Here is an 18,012-nt window from a genome sequence, read left to right on the forward strand (position 1 = left end):
CGCGGGGCATGCCCGCGCCCACGGGACCTCATCGGATTCTGGAAGAACGGTTTTATGGAAAAGACGAAGTTTCGCAAGATCACCCTTGGGGTCGCCGCAGTCCTGGTCGCCGGCATCGTGCTGTACGCGGTGCAGGCCCCGGCCAAGCCGCCGCAGTACATCACCGCCACGGTCGAGCGTGGCGACATCGAGAACGCGGTGCTGGCCACCGGCACCCTGGAGGGCATCCGCCAGGTGGATGTCGGCGCCCAGGTCTCCGGGCAGCTCAAGTCGCTGAAGGTCAAGCTCGGCGACAAGGTCAGCGAGGGCCAGTGGCTGGCCGAGATCGACCCGCTGGTGCCGAAGAACACCCTGCGCCAGGCCGAGGTCGACGAGGAGAAACTACAGGCTGAGCGGCGCTCGGTGCAGGCCAAGCTCAAGCAGGCGAAGCGGGTCTACGAGCGTTACGAGGTGCTGCAGGACGACGAGTCGATCTCGCGCCAGGACTTCGAGAGCGCCGAGTCCGAGTTCGAGGTGCAGCAGGCCAACCTGCGCTCGCTGGACGCGCAGATCAAGAGCGCCCAGGTACAGATCGACACCGCCAGGGTCAACCTCGGCTACACCCGCATCGTCGCGCCGATCAATGGTCATGTGGTGGGCATCGTCACCCAGGAAGGCCAGACGGTGATCTCCAACCAGCTGGCGCCGGTGATCCTCAAGCTGGCCGACCTCGACACCATGACCATCAAGGCCCAGGTGTCCGAGGCCGACGTGATCCACATCAGCCCCGGCCAGCAGGTGTATTTCACCATCCTTGGCGACGACCAGCGCTACTACGCCAAGCTGCGCGGCACCGAGCCTGCGCCGCAGAACTACCTGGAAAGCAGCGACAAGAGCAGTGGTGCGGCCAAGCAGGCCAGTGCGGTGTTCTACAACGCGCTGTTCGAGGTGCCCAACCCCGAGCACCGCCTGCGCATCTCGATGACCGCCCAGGTGCGCATCGTCCTCGACACCGCCCAAGGCGTGCTCACCGTGCCGGTGGCGGCGCTGGGGCCGCGCGACGCCGACGGCAGTTTCCCGGTACGGGTGATCGACGGCAAGGGCTTCGCCCAGGTGCGCAAGGTCCAGGCGGGGATCAACAACAACGTCAAGGTGCAGGTCAAGGACGGCCTGGCCGAAGGCGACCGGGTGGTGATCGGCGAGCCGGTGTCGGGCGAGGCGGGGGCGTGAGCATGAACATGACCGTCGAGCTTTCACCGCACCTGGCGCGGCCCGCGGACCAGCAGCAAGCGCTGCTGCGCCTGCAAGGGGTCAGCCGCAGCTTCATGGCCGGCGACCGCGAGTTCCTGGCGCTCAAGGGCATCGACCTGGAGATTCATGCTGGCGAGCTGGTGGCGATCATCGGCGCCTCGGGCTCGGGCAAGTCGACCCTGATGAACATCCTCGGCTGCCTGGACCATGCCAGCGCGGGCAGCTACCAGGTCAGCGGCCAGGAAACCCGCGACCTGAACGACGACGCCCTGGCCGCGCTGCGCCGCGACCATTTCGGCTTCATCTTCCAGCGCTACCACCTGTTGCCGCACCTGGATGCCCTGCGCAATGTGGAAATTCCGGCGGTGTATGCCGGCGTGCCCCAGGCCGGGCGCCATGCCCGCGCCCGCGAACTGCTCGGCCGGCTGGGCCTGGCCAGCCACCTGGCGCACCGCCCGAGCCAGCTGTCCGGCGGCCAGCAGCAGCGGGTGAGCATCTGCCGGGCGCTGATGAACGGCGGCGAGGTGATCCTTGCCGACGAACCCACCGGCGCGCTCGACACCGCCAGCGGCAAGGAGGTGATGAATATCCTGCTGGAGCTGCACGGCGCCGGGCACACGGTGATCCTGGTGACCCACGACCCCAAGGTCGCCGCCCATGCCGAGCGGATCATCGAGGTCAGCGACGGGCAGATCGTCAGCGACCGCCGCACCCGGCCCGAAGCGCCGACGCCGGCCGCCGGGGCCACACCGGCCCGCGAGCAGGCGCCGCGGCGGCTGGTGGCCAGCCTGGGGTTGTTCCGCGAGGCCTTCAAGATGGCCTGGATCGCCCTGGTCTCGCACCGCATGCGCACCTTGCTGACGATGCTCGGGATCATCATCGGCATCACCTCGGTGGTTTCGATCTCGGCCATCGGCGAAGGCGCCAAGGGCTACGTGCTCAAGGACATCCAGGCGATCGGCAGCAACACCATCGACATCTACTCAGGCACCAGTTTCGGCGACAGCCGGGCGAAAGCCATCGAAACCCTGATGCCGGCGGATGTGACGGCGCTCAACGAGCTCTACTACGTCGACAGCGCCACCCCGGTGATCGGCCAGAGTTCGCTGGTGCGTTACCGCAACATCGACGCCGACGTGCAGCTCAACGGCGTCAGCGAGCAGTACTTCCAGGTACGCAACATCCCGCTGGCGTCGGGGATCGTGTTCAGCGCCGACGATGCCCGGCGTCAGGCCCAGGTGGTAGTGATCGACCACAACACGCGCAAGCGCCTGTTCGGCGACGGGGTCAACCCGCTGGGGCAGGTGATCCTGGTTGGCAAGCTGCCTTGCACGGTGATCGGTGTGACCGCCGAGAACAAGAACCTGTTCGTCGCCGGCAACTCGCTGAACGTGTGGATGCCCTATGAGACCGCCGCCGGGCGCGTGCTTGGCCAGCGCCATCTGGACAGCATCAGCGTGCGGATCAAGGACGGCATGCCGAGCAAGCGGGTCGAGGAAGAGGTCAACAAGCTGATGCTGCAGCGGCATGGGACCAAGGATTTCTTCACCAACAACCTCGACAGCATCATGCAGACCGTGCAGAAGACCAGCCGCTCGCTGACCCTGCTGTTATCGCTGATCGCGGTGATCTCGCTGGTGGTGGGGGGGATCGGGGTGATGAACATCATGCTGGTGTCGGTTACCGAGCGGACCCGGGAGATCGGCATTCGCATGGCGGTGGGGGCGCGGCAGTCCGATATCCGCCAGCAGTTCCTGGTGGAGGCGGTGATGGTCTGCCTGATCGGTGGGGTGATCGGGATCGGTCTGTCCTATGGGATCGGTTATCTGTTCGCGTTGTTCGTCAAGCAGTGGGAAATGGTGTTTTCGCTGGGGTCGATCATCACGGCGTTCGTGTGTTCGACGCTGATCGGGATCGTGTTCGGCTTCGTGCCGGCGAGGAACGCGGCGCGGCTGGACCCCATCGAGGCGTTGGCGCGGGATTAGACGGCCTTGCCCCTGGCGCACGGCAATGGTTCATCATGTCGCATATGGCATTCGTGCGTTTCTCGTGCACACTGTGTAAGGCCATGTTGTCAGTGGCGTAATCCATGGTACGAGGGACGCAATGAGCGGACGTTGTCTGGGCCTGTCTGTGTTGTTGTCGTTCGCCTTGGCGGTGGTGCCCAAGCTCGCCGGTGCCGCTGACGCCTGCCAGCACCTCACCGCCACCGGCAACCCGGACTATCCACCCTACCTCTGGCGTGATCCGCATGACCCTGAACGGCTGATAGGCGCCAACGCCGACCTGCTCAAGCAGGTGGCCAAGGAGCTTGGACTGGTGGTGGATGTGGTGTATGTCGGGCCTTGGTCCAGAGCCCAGGAAGAGGTGAATACCGGGCGTATCGACATGCTCGCGGGGTATTTTCGCACCCAGGCTCGGGAGCAACTGGTGGATTTCGTCAGCCCGCCGTTCCTGTTCAACTCCAGCGTCGTCTGGGTACGCAAGGGCGAGGGCTTCGCCTACCGCGACTGGTCCGACCTCAAGGGGCGACGCGGCGGGACGCTGGTCAACAACAGCCACGGCCAGGCCTTCGACGACTATGCCCGGGCGCAGCTCAACCTCGAGGCCGTGCCCAGCGTCACCCAGGCCTTTCAGAAGCTGCTGCTCAAGCGCAGCGAGTATGTGATCTTCGAACACTACCCCGGGCTGGCCCTGGCCCGCACGCTGGGCAAGGAACAGGCGCTTGAAGTGCTCGAACCGCCGGTCTCCAGCGAGGGGTTGTACCTGGCGGTGTCGCACAAGTCCGGCTGCAACAAACCGGCGTTGCGCGACCAGCTGGCGCGCAAGATGAAGGCGCTGGCCGCAGGCCCCTTGCCCGAGCAACTGGTGGCCGAAAATCTGCAACGCTGGCAACGCCAGCAGGCCGGCCAATAGGCTTTGCGTCATTTGCGCGCTTGCGGTCCAGTGCCTTTGATCTAAGGCGTGGCAGCCGATGGCCTATGCTGTTGCGGCGAACCACATCCCTGTTTCCCTAGCGAAGGTGTTCATTCATGAGCAAGCCTACTGTCGTACTGGTACACGGTTTCTGGGGCGGGGCCGCCCATTGGGGCAAGGTGATCGTCGAGCTGGCGCGCAGGGGCATCACGCATGTCCGCGCCGTGGAGCTGCCGCTGACCTCACTGGCGGATGACGCCGAGCGCACGCGCAAGATGGTGGCGCAGGTCGGCGGGCCGGTGCTGCTGGTCGGCCACTCCTATGGCGGAGCGGTGATCACCCAGGCGGGCAACCAGGCCAATGTAACGGGGCTGGTCTACATCGCGGCCTTCGCACCCGATGCGGGCGAAAGCCCAGGCGCACTGACCCAGCAGCATCCCCCGCTGGCGGCTCCGAACCTGGCGCCGGACAGCGACGGCTACCTGTGGATCAAGGCCGACAAGTTCCATGAGAGCTTCTGCCAGGACCTGTCGGCGGACGAGGCGCTGGTCATGGCGGTGACGCAGAAGGCGCCGCTTGCGAGCACCTTTGGCGACACCATCGTTGATCCGGCGTGGAAGCACAAACCGTCGTGGTACCAGGTCTCCAGCCAGGATCACATGATCGCACCGGCCAACCAGCAGATGATGTCGGCGCGGTTGCAGGCGCGCAAGGTCATCACCCTGGATGCCAGTCACGCGTCGCTGGCCTCCCGGGCCAAGGAAGTCGCCGCGTTGATCGAGGAGGCGCTGGGCTAGCTCAGCCCTTGCACCTGGCCACGACCACCTGGCAGGTGTGCGGCGTGCCGCCCGACCTGCCAGCGTAGCGCACGCAGCTGTCCAGCGACTTCTTGCTGGCCATGGCGAGGGTGGGGCCGAAGGCCAGGCCACCCTCGCCGCTGCTGGGCAGGGCCTTGGCATAGCAAGCGGAGCCTTGTGCTGCGTAGCGGGTGGTGGCGTGTTTGCTCGAACAGCCTGCGCTCAGGGACAGTGAGGCGGCAAGCAGGGTGAGCAGCACTGCCTGCCTGGGGCGGGTGGCCATGGCGAGCTCCTGGGGCGGCGTGGTTTCAGGGTGTGGGCCTGTTTAGATTAGCTGGAGTCGCTTCGCTTGGCGTGGGTTTCGTCATGACGCTGTCGCGGGGCAAGCCCGCTCCCACGCTATCTTCCAGGTCATTCAGGCATGTTTCACAGCGTGGGAGCGGGCTTGCCCCGCGATGAGGTCCGAGACGACCAATGGCAATATGCCTTCAATTACTGGGCAATGCGCTCTAGCCCAGTCCCTGCGGCGCCTCCGGTCAATCATTGGATCCACTCAGACCCGCGAAAACCCCGTGCGTTTCGCCAAAGCTTGAGTACAATTATCGGCTTTTCCCGGGCCGTTCTTCGGCCTGCTCCTGGAAGTGCGAATGCTGATCGGTAGTTACTCCTCCTCGCTGGTGTTGATCTCGCTGTGCGTGGCCATCCTTGCCTCCTATACGGCCCTGGACCTCACCGGGCGCATTGCCACGGCCAAGGGGCGGGCGGTGTACTTGTGGATGGGCGGCGGGGCGTTCGCCATGGGCATCGGTATCTGGTCGATGCACTTCATCGGCATGCTGGCGTTCAGCTTGCCGATCGAACTGGGTTATGACACCACACTTACGGTCCTGTCGCTGCTGATCGCGGTGGCCTCCTCGGGCTTTGCCCTGTGGTTGGTGAGCCAGCCGAAACTGCCGTGGCTGCAGTTGGTATTCGGCGCCTTGATCATGGGCACCGGCATTGCCTGCATGCATTACATGGGCATGGCCGCACTGCGCATGCAGCCGGGTATCGACTACGATCCGACGCTGTTTGGCGCATCGCTGGCCATCGCGGTGGGTGCCTCGGCGGCGGCGTTGTGGATCGCCTTCCGCCTGCGCCAGCACACCCCCTATGTGCGCCAGATCCGCGGCGTCGCGGCGGTGGTGATGGGCATCGCCATCGTCGGCATGCACTATACCGGCATGGCCGCGGCCAACTTCCCGGCGGGCAGCTTCTGTGGCGCGCTGACCACGGGCCTGGCTGGCGACGGCCTGGACTACCTGGTGCTGATCACCACCCTGGCGGTGCTGGCGGTGGCCCTGCTGACCTCGGTGCTGGATGCCCGCCTGGAGGCGCGCACGGCGGAGCTGGCACGTTCGCTGACCCTGGCCAACCAGGAACTGACCCAACTGGCCCTGCACGACACCCTGACCGGATTGCCCAACCGCACGCTGCTGGCCGACCGTATCGACCAGGCCATGGGCCGGGTGGCGGAGCAGGGCGGCTGCTTCGCCCTGATGTTCATCGACCTGGACGGTTTCAAGCCGGTCAACGATGCCTTTGGCCACCATGTCGGCGACCTGCTGCTCAAGGCCGTGGCGGCGCGTCTGCGCGGCCACCTGCACAGCCAGGACACCCTGGCGCGGATCGGCGGCGACGAGTTCGTGCTGTTGGTGGAGCTGGACGAGCCGGACGACGCCATGAACGTCGCGGTCAAGCAGGTCAACCTGATGGCCAGGCCGTTCCGCGTGGCCGAGCACGACCTGCAACTGTCGGCAAGCCTGGGCATCGTGTTGTACCCGGGCAACGGGCTGGACCAGCACGAGCTGCTGCGCAACGCCGACGCGGCCATGTACCACGCCAAGAGCGCCGGTAAGAACGGCTACAGCTTCTTCGACGCCTCGATGAACAGCAACGCGCGCCAGCAACTGCAATTGCTGCAGGATCTGCGCACGGCCCTGGAGCACCAGCAGTTCCGTCTGCACTACCAGCCCAAGTTCGACGCCGTGCAGCGCCAACCTATCGGTGCCGAGGCCCTGCTGCGCTGGGAGCATCCGCAACATGGCCTGATGCTGCCGGACCGCTTCATCGGCCTGGCCGAGAAGACCGGCCTGATCATTCCGATCGGCGAGTGGGTGCTGGGCGAAGCCTGCCGGCAAATGCGCCAGTGGCTGGATGAGGGCAACGACGGCTGGCGCATCGCGGTCAACCTGTCGGCCATCCAGTTCTGCCATGCCGGGCTGGTCGACAGCGTGGCCCAGGCGCTGAACGAGAACGGCCTGCCGGCCAACCGCCTGACCCTGGAAATCACCGAGACTACCGCCATGCGCGATGCCGACGCCAGCCTGCATGTGCTGCAGCGTCTGTCGGACATGGGCGTAGACCTGTCGATCGACGATTTCGGTACCGGGTATTCCAGCCTGATGTACCTCAAGCGCCTTCCGGCCAACGAGCTGAAGATCGACCGCGGCTTCGTGCGCGACCTGGAGCAGGACAGCGACGATGCGGCGATCGTCTCGGCCATCGTCGCCCTGGGCCAGGCGCTGGGCTTGCGGATTGTCGCCGAAGGGGTGGAAACCGACCGCCAGCAGGACTTCCTGACACGTCTGGGGTGCGACTCGCTGCAGGGCTACCTGCTTGGCCAGCCGGTGCCGCCCGAACAATTCATGAAGGGATTGCAGGTGTTGAAGGCACGCCAGGAACAGGCAAGCTAGACGGCGCTGCGCATGGGGCTGGTCAGCAGGTCGAAGGTTTCCATCTCGGCCTCCACCGCCTCGATGATCCGCTCGACATCGGCGGCGGGCATGATGGTGGCGCAGGGAATGCCGGCGATCGCCAGCAGGGTTTCGCCAGTGGCCCGGTCGAACAGCCGGGCAACCATGCTGCGCGGGGCGTCCATGCTGGCCTCGAAGCCCAGCGGATGGAAATGCCAGCGCATCACCTGGCAGGCGTTGGGGAACGTCATCTTGTTCATGCCAGCCTCCTTGTTCGGATCCTGAACGCGGTGATTCCGTAGCAATAGCACTGTGGCCGTCCTGGCCTGTCGGGACTCTAACCATAGCACCTGCCATGGCAGTATTCGCTGGAAAATATGGCAGATGTACTAATACATGACGCCAGTCACAGTCCTGTAACGATGAACGGTGGGTGTTCATTGGCTGGGGCAAACGTTTTCCCCGCAGGTGGGCGGCTGGCAGCGATGGTCGCTCTGCTATGGTTACCGGCAGTGCTTTTCGGACCAGCGGTGCCGGCCGGCAGACAGGGAGACAGTCATGCGTTATTCCACGCTCACCCAACGTATCGCCGGTCACGCGGTCACCGCCTGGGACATTCACTACCAGGCGCTGGAACAACGCCGGCAGGGGCGCGAAATTTTCCTGCTGTCGGTGGGCGACCCCGACTTCGACACCCCGGCCCCGGTGGTCGAGGCTGCTGTGGCCAGCCTGCGGCGCGGCGATACGCATTACAGCGATGTGCGCGGCAGCCTCGCCCTGCGTGAAGCCGTGGTGCGCCATAGCCTACTGCCTCTGGACCCCGCGCAGGTAGTGGTGACCGCTGGAGCGCAGTGTGGTCTGTTTGCGACCTTCCAGTGCCTGTTCGAACCTGGCGACGAGGTGATCGTCGCCGACCCCATGTATGTGACCTACCACGGAGTGTTCGGCGCCTGCGGTGCCGTGCCCATACAGGTCGCGACAAGAGCGGAGCAGGGGTTTCGCCTGGACCCTGCGGCGGTGGCCAGGGCGATCACCCCTCGCACCCGGGGCCTGTTGCTCAACAGTCCGCACAACCCGACGGGCGCTGCGATCGCCCTGGCCGACCTGGAGTGCCTGGCGCGGTTATGCCGGGCGCACGACCTGTGGCTGATCTGCGACGACGTCTACCAGTCGCTGCTGTACGACGGCGAGGCGCCAAATCCGCTGGATTTGCCGGGTATGGCCGAGCGCTGTGTGTCGATCGGTAGCCTGTCCAAGTCCCATGCCATGAGCGGCTGGCGCGTCGGTTGGGTGATCGGCCCGCCGCTGTTCGCCCGGCACCTCGGTACCTTGGTCATGAACATGCTGTTCGGCCTGCCGGAGTTCGTCATGCATGCGGCCTGCGTGGCCCTGGACCAGACCAGGGATGACGTGCGGCGGATGCGCGAGATATACCGGCAGCGACGGGACAGGGTGTGCGCGGTGCTGGAAGGCTGTCCCGGCATTCTCGTCCATCGGCCGGTCGGGGGGATGTTCGTGATGCTCGACATCCGTGGCACCGGGCTTGGCGCCCAGGCGTTCGCCCAGCACCTGCTGGACGAGGAGGGCGTGGCGTTGTTGCCGGGGGATGGTTTCGGGCCGAGCGCGGCGGGGCATCTGCGCCTAGGGCTGGTGCTGGAGGCCGCTGTGCTGGAGCAGGTGTGCCGACGCATCGCCGCTTGCGCGCTGCGGGTGCTAGCCGAGCAGCCCGGCGGCGATGTTGATGGTGAAGCCGAGGATCGCCGTGTTGAACACGAAACCTACCAGTGAGTGGGCCAGCACCACCCTGCGCATGGCCCGCCCGGCAACGCCGATGTCCGAGGTCTGCACGGCGACGTTGATGGTGAACGAGAAGTAGTGGAAGTCCCAGTAGTCCGGGTTGCGCTCGCCATCGGCGAAACGCAGGGGCGGCTCATGGCGGTCGCCGGTGTAGAACAGCCGGGCGTAGTGCAGGCTGAAGATGCAGCCGATCAATAGCCATGACCCGGCCACCGTCAGCCCGGTGTACAGGTAGTGCAGGGCCAGTGCGCCGCCCTCCAGGCCGCGGCTGGACACCAGTTGCAGGGTGACGGCGGCCAGGCTGGCGATGGCCGAGACACAGACGGTGATCAGCACCAGGCCGGCGTTTTCATCCTCGATGCGGGCGACCTTGCGTACCCGCTCGGCATTGGCCCGCAGGCTCAGCCACAAGGCCATCGCCAGGTACAGCCAGACGCCGAGGTTCCAGCCGGCGAGGATATGCTGCACGGTGTCGCCGGCGGGAATCAGCCAGCCGCCGAGCAGGCCGGCCAGGGTGGCGACGCTCAGACGGGGATGGGTGCGGGTGAGGTGGTGAAAGGCCATGCGGTCCCTTGGCGGATGGGCGTGGGTTGAACTGTAGACCAGATGTGGCCCTATCGCGGGGCAAGCCCGCTCCCACGCAACTCATTCAATGCGCGCAGCCCATACAGGTCGTTCAGCCCGGCATGCCATCCACCCGTGCCCGCAACAGGATCGGCAGGTAGTGCCAGAGGAACAGCAGCAGCGCCGCGCTGCCGAACAGCACCGACAACCCCAACCCCAGGGGCGTGAACGGTGTCACAGCGACCCGGGCCAGCGCCGCCAGCTGGATCAGCGCGAACGCCCAGCCAATGCTGCGCGGCACCGCCAGCGGCCGCCCGGTATGCCCCAGGCTGACCCGGGCCATCATCGCCACGATCAGCCCGGTCATGGCGCCGACCGTCAGGGCGTGGGCGGCCAGGCTCGGATTGATCGCCACCCCGGCATGCCACAGGGCCAGGCCCAGGCAGGCCGGGATCAGCCACGCGTAGGCCAGGTGCAGCGACCACAGCAGCGGCACCCGCCACAGGCCTCGGTCATGCCACAGTGCCAGGCGCACGCCGTGCAGCACCGCCAGGGCGGCGAACAGTGCGGCCATCAGTGGTTGCGGCGCATCGTTGAGGCCAAGTACGTAGGTAAGTGGCAGCGCCACGCTGCCCAGCAGGCAGGTGCGGTCCAGCCATGGGCGGGCTGGTGCCGGGCTCATGTTGCCCAGGCCGCGCCGGGTGAAGAATGGAATCACCCGGCCGCCGATCACGCTCATCATCGCCGCCACCAGCCACAGCCCGGCCAGCACGCCGCGCCGTTGCCACAGCTCGCTGCCCTGCAGCCAACCTGCCAGGGTCAGCCACTGGCAGGCGGCGATCAGCAGCACCAGGGCGACGATGGGGTAGTTGTTGCGCAACCGTCGCTGGATGATCGGTCGCGCCAGGGCCAGCGCCACCAGGGGCAGGAAGGCGCCTTCGATCAGCACCAGCAGCCAGGCCGGCAAGGGCAGGAACCAACCGAGCCGGCCCAGCAGCCAGAGCAGGAACAGCCCCTGCAGCGGCCGGCCGCTCAGGCCCGGGATGCCGCTCCAGTTCTGCACGGCGGTGAGCAGGAATCCGGCGACGATGGCCACGGCGAAGCCGAACAGCATTTCATGGCGATGCCAGGCGAGCATGCCGCCGGCCGGGTCGAGTTCGAGCGCGCCGGTCAGCACGCCAGCCCACAGCAGCAGGGCGAGCAGGGCGAACAGGCTGCCGCCGAGGAAGAACGGACGAAAACCCAGGGCCCAGAGGGCCTGGCGGGGGCGAGCGGTGATCGGCTGGACGAGCATGGCGGGGACCTTGGTTCGATCGGAGCGGTTGAATGGGGTACCATCACGAACCATGCCAGCGTTCAAAGGCCTTGAATATCAAGGTGATGGCACCGCGTGAAGTCATTATGACTCTTTTTGCTTGTAGTCTTTTTGACCTTTATCAGGGTTTAAATGACTCGCTTTACGCCGCCTTGCGCTCGCCGCGCATTCGGCTTCGCTACAGGATCCCCGCTGTGACCGACCTCCTGCGCAATCCGCTGTTGCAGTACCTCGCCCGACTGGCCCCGTCCAGCCAGCTGACCATGCGCTACATCCTGCAGGACGCCGCCGACCGCCTGGGCTTTGCCGATGGTGATATCGCCGACGTACCCTGGCACCGCCTCGAGCCCGGCCATGTGATTGCCCTGGTCGCGGCGCTGCGCGCCGATGGGTACGCGCCCAATACCTCGTCGCTTTACGTCAATGCGGTGCGCGGGGTGATGAACGAGGCCTGGCGCCAGGGGCTGATCGACCACGAGCAACTGCTGATGATCCGCGAGGTCAAGCCGGCCGGCGGCAGCCGCCTGCCGCCGGGGCGCAACCTGCGGCGCAACCTGATCCGCGAACTGATGGATGTGTGCGCCGCCGACCCGCGGCCACAAGGCGTGCGCGACGCGGCGATCCTGGCGTTGCTCTACGGCACCGGCATGCGCAAGTCGGAATCGGTGGACGTCGACCTGGACCAGGTGGACTTCCAGGAGCGCAGCGTGCAGGTGCTGGCCAAGGGTAACCGTCAGCTGGTCAAGTACGCCCCGGGCTGGGCCTTCGACAAGCTGCAGGCCTGGCTCGACCTGCGCCGCCAGCACCTGCCCGCCGGCGAGCGCGACGACAGCTTCCTGTTCAACCGCATCCGCCGCGGCAGCCATATCACCCGTGCGCGCATCACCAAGCACGCGATCTACTACATCGCCCGCCAGCGCGGAGCGCAGGTGGGGGCCAAGATCATGCCCCATGATTTTCGCCGGGCGTTCATCACCCGGGTGATCGAGGAGCACGATCTGTCGATCGCGCAGAAGCTCGCCCACCATGCCAACATCCAGACCACGGCGAGCTATGACCGGCGCGATGACAACGAGCGGCGGCGGGCAGTGGAGCGGTTCGACTACTGACCAGGACCGAGTCCGTCAGTACACCTCGGCATAGCGCAACACCCGCCCACGTCCCTGTTGCTTGGCTGCATACAATGCACGGTCGCCCATCGACAGCAGCCGCGACAGCTCACCTTGCGCCGCCGGCCGGCTGACGATGCCTATGCTCACGCCCAGCAGCCCCGGCTCCAGCAGCTCGAGCCCTGCGAATCCGGCGCAGATCCGCTGCGCCACCCGTTCGGCCTCGAGCTCGCTGGCGCCGCGCAGCAGGCAGGCGAATTCCTCACCGCCAATGCGCGCAAACAGGTCGTCCCGGCGCAGGTGGCGAGCGGTTTCGCGGGCGAACGCCAACAGGACCTCGTCCCCGACGGGGTGGCCGAAGCGGTCGTTGATCCGCTTGAAGTGGTCCAGGTCGCACAGCAGCAACGCCACCGGCAACTGGCTTGCCGCGCCGTGATCCAGCAACTGAGCGCCGCGCTCCATGAATGCCCGACGGTTGTCGATGCCGGTCAGCGGGTCGCTGTAGGCTGCGGCGCGCAGCAGGATCTCGGCGCGCTCGCGGACCATCGCCAGGGTCACATAGGAGATGCCGATGGCGAACAGCATCGACTCGAACAGGATGAAGGCGAAGAAGCCCGGGCTGGCGCCGCCGCTGTTGATGGCGTGGTCGAGGGCGACACCGTCCTCGAGCAGCGTGCGCATCAGGTAGAGCGCTGCATGCAGGGTGGTCAGGATCAACGCCGGGGTATAGGACACCTGCAGGCGCACCCGTGGGCGCAGCAACTCGCCGATGCTCAGGCAGGTGTAGCCCAGGGTCAACAGTGAATACGCCTTTACCCGCAGGCCGAGATCGCCGTAAAAGCCCGGCCACAGGCTGAACAGCCACCAGAGTACGGCACCGGCCAGCAGCAGCGGCCAGTGCGGCTTGCGCCCGCCGAGCACGCGCATGGCTGTCCAGCCCAGGCCGGTACCGACCAGCAGGACGATGTTGCCCAGCACCAGGGCCAGGTAGTCCATGTCAATGCCACGCAGGGCATTCAGGCTGACCCCCAGGGCCGAGAGCAGCAGCATCGCGCCCAGGTAGCCCAGGCTCGGATCGCTGGCGCAACGCCGCCAGGCGTGCAGGGTCAGGATGCCCATCAGGGCCAGGATGAAAACGGCGACCAGGATCAGGGTCGGCAGGCTAAGCGGCACGATACAAGGGCTCAAAGGGCAAACCGGCGATGCTAAGCCATGCGCATGGCCATTTGCTACCTTGCTCAGTGAATGCTCGACGCCAGCTCGAAGATCGGCATGTACATGAGGATCACGATCAGCCCGATCAGCAGGCCGATAAAGGTCATCAGCAAGGGCTCGAACAGCTTGACGAACCATTCGACCCAGCGGCTGATCTCCTGGTCGTGGAAGTCCGCGCAGCGCTCGAGCATCTCGCCGAGGTTACCCGACTGCTCGCCAGCGCGCAGCAGCCTGAGTGAAACCGGCGTGATCAGTTGCCCGGCCTGCAGCGCATCGGACAGCGGCAGGCCCTCGGCGACCCGCCGACTGGCCTGTTCCAGGCCTTCGGCCGCGCTGCTGCCCAGCAATCCCCGGGCCATGCCCAGGGCGGTGAGGATGGGAATGCCGCCTTGCAGGAGAATCCCCAGCGAGCGATAGAAACGCGCCAGTTCGTACATCACCAGGCGCTGGTGCAGGGCCGGCATCCGCCGCAGCAAGCGGCCGGCGCCACGGCGCAGCGCCGGATGACGACGCAGGGCGACCAGCGCGCCGATGCCGATGAGCGTGCCCAGCCCCAGGGGCAGTTGCTGGGCATGCAGGAACAGGCCGATGCGCATCAGCACCCGCGACAGCCAGGGCAGTTCGGTGCCCATGCCCTCGAACACCAGGCTGAAGCGCGGCACTACATAGCCGAGCAGGAACAGCACCACGCCGCCGCCCACCAGCAACAGCAGCAGGGGGTAGACCGAGGCGCCGACCAGCTTCTGGCGCACCAGGTCCAGCCGCTGGCGATAGCCGATGTAGCGGTTCAAGGCGTCGGCCAGGGCGCCGGTGCGTTCGCTGGACTGCACCAGGGCCACGTACAGGGCGGGGAACACCCGTGGCTGCTGGGCCAGGGCCTGGGACAGCGAGCGCCCCTCGTACAACTGACGCACCAGTTGCTCCAGGGTTTTGCGCGTGGCACCGCCCGGAGCTTTTTCGGCCAGGCTTTCGAGGGCATCGATCAGCGGCAGGCCGGCGCCGAGCAGGGTGGCCAGTTCCTGGCTGAACAGCATCAGGTCGAACGCCGCCTGGCGGCGGCGCAGGGCCAGGCCCTGGCTGCGCACGCTGAGCACGCGCAGGCCCTGGTCCTCGGCCTGGCGCCGAGCCTGGTCGCTGTCCTCGGCTTCCACCTGCAATTGCACCACGCCCTGGCTGCCCAGGGCCTTGAGCTGATAGCGCATGGCCGGGCTCCTCATTGCCAGCTGGTGATCTCGGCGTTTTCCCCGTCACCGCCGGGCTGGCCATCCTTGCCCATCGACAGCAGGTCGTACTCGCCGCCGTTCTCGCCGGGCTGCTTGTAGATGTAAGGGCGCCCCCAGGGGTCCTGGGGCACCGCTTTCTGAAGGTACGGCCCCGACCAGCGCGCTTCGCCACCGGGCGCGACCACCAGGGCTTGCAGGCCCTGTTCGCTGCTGGGGTAGTGGCCGACTTCCAGGCGATAGAGGTCCAGGGCCTTGCCCAGGCCTTCGATCTGCGCCCGCGCCACCTTGGCCTCGGAGCGGCCCAGCTGGCTGAAGTACTTGGGTGCGACGATGCCGGCCAGCAGGCCCAGCACCACCAGCACCACCAACAGTTCGAGCAGGGTGAAGCCGCGTTGGCTGTGGATCTTGCGCTGCATGGTGAAACCCTCCCGTGCGTTTGTCCCTGCCATGCAACAGCCGTGCACGTCTGCACCGAGCCCTTGCGCCATGCGCGCTGGCGGGCGGCACGACCCTTGCCTCATAGCCGTAAAGCCCGGGTCGACGGGGCATTTCCCCCACATCGGGGGCCACTCTTGATCTTGTGCGACGGGAGGCAACCGACATGCGTGGACTGATCCTGGGACTGGCGGCGGGGCTGATGGCGTTCGGCGCCCAGGCCGACATCTACATCGCCAGCGATGGCAAGGGCGGCTTCGTGCTGTCCAACGTGCATCGGCCTGGACGGCACTATGAGCGGGTGATCAAGGAGAGCGGCTTGGCTGGCAGGCCGGTCAACGCCCAGCTGGTCACCGGCCGGCCATACGCCGACCTGGTGGCCGCCGCCGCCCTGGCCAACGATGTGTCGCCGGCGCTGTTGCATGCGCTGATCAAGGCCGAGTCCGGCTACAACCCCAAGGCCCGCTCGGCCAAGGGGGCGGCGGGGCTGATGCAGCTGATGCCGGACACGGCGAAGGAGATGGGCGTGGCGGATGTGCTGGATCCGGCGTCCAACGTGCAGGGCGGGGCGCGCTATATCAAGCGCATGCTCAAGCTGTTCGACAACGACATCACGTTGGCGGTGGCGGCCTACAATGCCGGGCCCGATGCCGTGCTCAGCCGGGGGCGGGTGGTGCCGCCGTTTGCCGAGACGCGGCGGTATGTGCCGGCGGTGTTGCGTGAGTATCGGTTGCTGCGGGGGTTGGCTGAGGATGCGCCGCTTTGAGTGGGGTGGGGTTTCTAGGTGTTCGCCGTAAGTTTTGCAGCGCCTATGAGATCGAGCGCTGCAAGGTTACGACAAGCCCCTGGCAGCCCTCACACGATCAATAGCTCCCCCAACACCCCATGCTTCCCCCAACTCTGGGCTATAACCTCTAGAGGTGCCCAGCCGCGGAGCCCGCCATGGACCTCGCCCCACGTCCCGACACGTTGCCGCTCGCCGACACCGGCCCGGCGCGCAAGCCGTTCAACATGCTGCGCTGGTACGCCTGGGTGAGCCTGGCCATCATCCTCTCGGTGGGTGTCGGCCTGGGCCTGATCTCCAGCCGCTTCATCATCGACGAAAGCGTCGAGCGCGACGCCTTGCTCACCGCGCAGTTCATCACCTCCATCGCCGACGCCGAAGTGCGCCATGTGTCGATTCCCAACGTGCGGACCATGGGCGAGCTGCTCGACCCGCGCACCGACCATGCCTTGTCGGACGTCGATCCCGAGGCCCGACGCCGGGCCCGGGGCGAGTTTCTCGACCATATCGCCCACCTGCCGGACATGCTCCTGGCCAACATCTACGCCCCCGATCGCACGGTGATCTGGTCGAGCAACCCGGCGCTGATCGGCAAGCTGATCGAGTCGGATGACGACCTCGACCGGGCCTTCGAGTACAAGATGCGGGTGTCGGCCAGCTACCACGACTTCGAGCAGGCGCGCAGCGAACAGAAGTTCGTCACCCCGCCCGAGCAGCTGTTCATCGAGAACTACATCCCCCTGTTCGATGCCGACGGCAAACATGTCACGGCCATGGTCGAGATCTACAAGGAGCCCCATGACCTGATCGTGCGCATCGAGCATGGATTGCTGTTGATCTGGCTGGCCATCGCCGTGGGCGCAGGGCTGGTCTACATCGGCTTGTACGGCATCATGCGCCGCGCGGCGCGGCTGATGGCGGTGCAGCAGAAGCGGCTGATCGGCAACGAAACCTTCGTCGCCCTGGGCGAGGTATCGTCGGCGGTGGCGCACAGCCTGCGCAACCCGCTGGCGAGCATCCGCTCCAGCGCCGAGCTGGCCCAGGCCTTCGACGAAGGCCTGGCGCAGAAGAACATCAGCGATATCATCAACCAGGTCGATCGTATGTCGCAGTGGGTGCGTGAGCTGCTCCAGTCGCTGCGCCCGCTCGGCGACGAGGCCGTGCCGGTGGATGTGGCCCAGGCCCTGCGCGACAGCCTCCAGGCCTATGGCCAGGCGCTGCAGCGCGGTGGCGTGCGGCTGGTGCTGGCCGAGCTGCCGTCGGTCCGGGTGCTGGGCCAGCCGGCCTTGCTCGGGCAGATCTTCAACAGCCTGATCGCCAACGCCCTGGAGTCGATGGAGGCGGGCGGAGAGTTGCGCGTGGAAGTGGTGCGCCACGACCGGCGCACCCTGAACCTGCGCCTCTCGGACACCGGCAAGGGCATGAGCGAGCAGCAGCAGCGCATGGCCTTCCGGCCATTCTTCACCACCAAGCAGGGTGGCGTGGGGGTGGGGCTGATGCTGGTCAAGCGGATCATGGAGCGCTTTGGCGGTTCGGTACGGTTGAGCAGTCGCGAGGGAATGGGGACTCGGGTGTTGCTGAGTTTTCGAGTCGCTGTTGCGTGATAAATTGCTTGATGTGTATCTATTAAGTTTTTGTTTTTATAGAGTTTTTTGAATGTGGGTATTAATTCCCCAAAAGCGGGGGATTTTTCACCGTTTAACATCAGATATCTAATGTAAATATATGTTTTATAAGCCAAAACTAATTTTTAGTTGTCCTGGCTGAGTTTTTGCTACACCCGATTCAGGCCTGAGACAGCACTGTCTGTCCGGCCTCGATGGAGTCACGTTGCTACCACCGGTAGCAAGCGTATGCCGATAGTCCTCATCGGCCCCAGGCGGGAGCGACGC

At 66.0% G+C, this 18,012-nt stretch carries 16 protein-coding genes; 9 read left to right on the plus strand and 7 right to left on the minus strand.

Features of this window, described 5'->3' with window-relative positions; all coding sequences use genetic code 11:
• Window positions 1-54: 54 nt before the first annotated feature.
• The 4 genes from macA (at window position 55) to DMX06_RS18880 (ending at window position 4,943) form a co-directional block, all read left to right on the plus strand.
• Window positions 55-1,209 carry a macrolide transporter subunit MacA gene (gene macA, locus DMX06_RS18865; protein ID WP_110738841.1) on the plus strand — a complete coding sequence of 385 codons (1,155 nt, stop codon included), beginning with the start codon at window positions 55-57 and terminating at the stop codon, window positions 1,207-1,209.
• 2 nt (window positions 1,210-1,211) lie between these two features.
• Entirely contained in the window at window positions 1,212-3,215 is a 2,004-nt protein-coding gene (locus DMX06_RS18870; RefSeq protein WP_110738842.1) for a MacB family efflux pump subunit, read from the plus strand.
• A 121-nt stretch (window positions 3,216-3,336) separates the two neighbouring features.
• Entirely contained in the window at window positions 3,337-4,146 is an 810-nt protein-coding gene (locus DMX06_RS18875; RefSeq protein WP_110738843.1) for a substrate-binding periplasmic protein, read from the plus strand.
• 116 nt (window positions 4,147-4,262) lie between these two features.
• Complete coding sequence (locus DMX06_RS18880) at window positions 4,263-4,943, plus strand: alpha/beta hydrolase (RefSeq protein ID WP_110738844.1); 681 nt, start codon at window positions 4,263-4,265, stop codon at window positions 4,941-4,943.
• A gap of 1 nt (window position 4,944) precedes the next feature.
• Here DMX06_RS18880 and DMX06_RS18885 read toward each other — a convergent pair whose 3' ends face one another.
• Window positions 4,945-5,226: a hypothetical protein gene (locus tag DMX06_RS18885; RefSeq protein WP_110738845.1), complete on the minus strand. Its 282-nt coding sequence runs from the start codon at window positions 5,224-5,226 to the stop codon at window positions 4,945-4,947.
• A gap of 364 nt (window positions 5,227-5,590) precedes the next feature.
• On the opposite strand from DMX06_RS18885, the gene DMX06_RS18890 reads away from it, so the two are divergent.
• The gene (locus DMX06_RS18890) at window positions 5,591-7,678 is read left to right on the plus strand and encodes a putative bifunctional diguanylate cyclase/phosphodiesterase (RefSeq protein ID WP_110738846.1); all 2,088 of its coding nucleotides are present in this window, start codon (window positions 5,591-5,593) and stop codon (window positions 7,676-7,678) included.
• On the opposite strand, the gene DMX06_RS18895 is transcribed toward DMX06_RS18890, so the two are convergent.
• Entirely contained in the window at window positions 7,675-7,938 is a 264-nt protein-coding gene (locus DMX06_RS18895; RefSeq protein WP_110738847.1) for a DUF1652 domain-containing protein, read from the minus strand. The genes DMX06_RS18890 and DMX06_RS18895 overlap by 4 nt on opposite strands.
• Window positions 7,939-8,236: 298 nt before the next feature.
• Between DMX06_RS18895 and DMX06_RS18900 the strand changes: the two genes are divergently transcribed.
• On the plus strand, window positions 8,237-9,466 hold the full coding sequence (locus DMX06_RS18900; protein ID WP_110738848.1) for a pyridoxal phosphate-dependent aminotransferase: 1,230 nt from the start codon (window positions 8,237-8,239) through the stop codon (window positions 9,464-9,466).
• Here DMX06_RS18900 and DMX06_RS18905 read toward each other — a convergent pair.
• Complete coding sequence (locus DMX06_RS18905; protein ID WP_110738849.1) at window positions 9,392-10,039, minus strand: DUF1345 domain-containing protein; 648 nt, start codon at window positions 10,037-10,039, stop codon at window positions 9,392-9,394. The genes DMX06_RS18900 and DMX06_RS18905 overlap by 75 nt on opposite strands.
• Before the next feature lie 112 nt (window positions 10,040-10,151).
• Window positions 10,152-11,333, minus strand: coding sequence for an NnrS family protein (locus DMX06_RS18910; RefSeq protein WP_110738850.1), 1,182 nt, complete (start codon window positions 11,331-11,333; stop codon window positions 10,152-10,154).
• Window positions 11,334-11,548: 215 nt separating this feature from the next.
• Between DMX06_RS18910 and DMX06_RS18915 the strand changes: the two genes are divergently transcribed.
• Complete coding sequence (locus tag DMX06_RS18915; RefSeq protein ID WP_110738851.1) at window positions 11,549-12,463, plus strand: site-specific integrase; 915 nt, start codon at window positions 11,549-11,551, stop codon at window positions 12,461-12,463.
• 15 nt (window positions 12,464-12,478) lie between these two features.
• Here the strand turns inward: DMX06_RS18915 and DMX06_RS18920 are convergent, their stop codons facing one another.
• From DMX06_RS18920 to gspG, 3 genes are all read right to left on the minus strand, one after another.
• Window positions 12,479-13,636: a GGDEF domain-containing protein gene (locus tag DMX06_RS18920; protein WP_181427863.1), complete on the minus strand. Its 1,158-nt coding sequence runs from the start codon at window positions 13,634-13,636 to the stop codon at window positions 12,479-12,481.
• A 65-nt stretch (window positions 13,637-13,701) separates the two neighbouring features.
• Window positions 13,702-14,880, minus strand: a complete 1,179-nt coding sequence (locus tag DMX06_RS18925) for a type II secretion system F family protein (protein WP_110738852.1) — start codon at window positions 14,878-14,880, stop codon at window positions 13,702-13,704.
• A gap of 11 nt (window positions 14,881-14,891) precedes the next feature.
• Window positions 14,892-15,317, minus strand: a complete 426-nt coding sequence (gspG, locus tag DMX06_RS18930) for a type II secretion system major pseudopilin GspG (RefSeq protein ID WP_110738853.1) — start codon at window positions 15,315-15,317, stop codon at window positions 14,892-14,894.
• A 185-nt stretch (window positions 15,318-15,502) separates the two neighbouring features.
• Here gspG and DMX06_RS18935 point away from each other — a divergent pair, with 185 nt between their 5' ends.
• Together DMX06_RS18935 and DMX06_RS18940 are read left to right on the plus strand one after the other, a co-directional pair.
• Window positions 15,503-16,102 (plus strand): lytic transglycosylase domain-containing protein, encoded by a 600-nt coding sequence (locus tag DMX06_RS18935; RefSeq protein ID WP_110738854.1) that lies wholly within the window; start codon window positions 15,503-15,505, stop codon window positions 16,100-16,102.
• Window positions 16,103-16,278: 176 nt separating this feature from the next.
• Entirely contained in the window at window positions 16,279-17,724 is a 1,446-nt protein-coding gene (locus tag DMX06_RS18940; protein WP_110738855.1) for an ATP-binding protein, read from the plus strand.
• Window positions 17,725-18,012 lie beyond the last annotated feature (288 nt).

The sequence above is a fragment of the Pseudomonas mosselii genome, from assembly GCF_003205295.1.
Classification (GTDB): Bacteria; Pseudomonadota; Gammaproteobacteria; order Pseudomonadales; family Pseudomonadaceae; genus Aquipseudomonas; species Aquipseudomonas mosselii_B.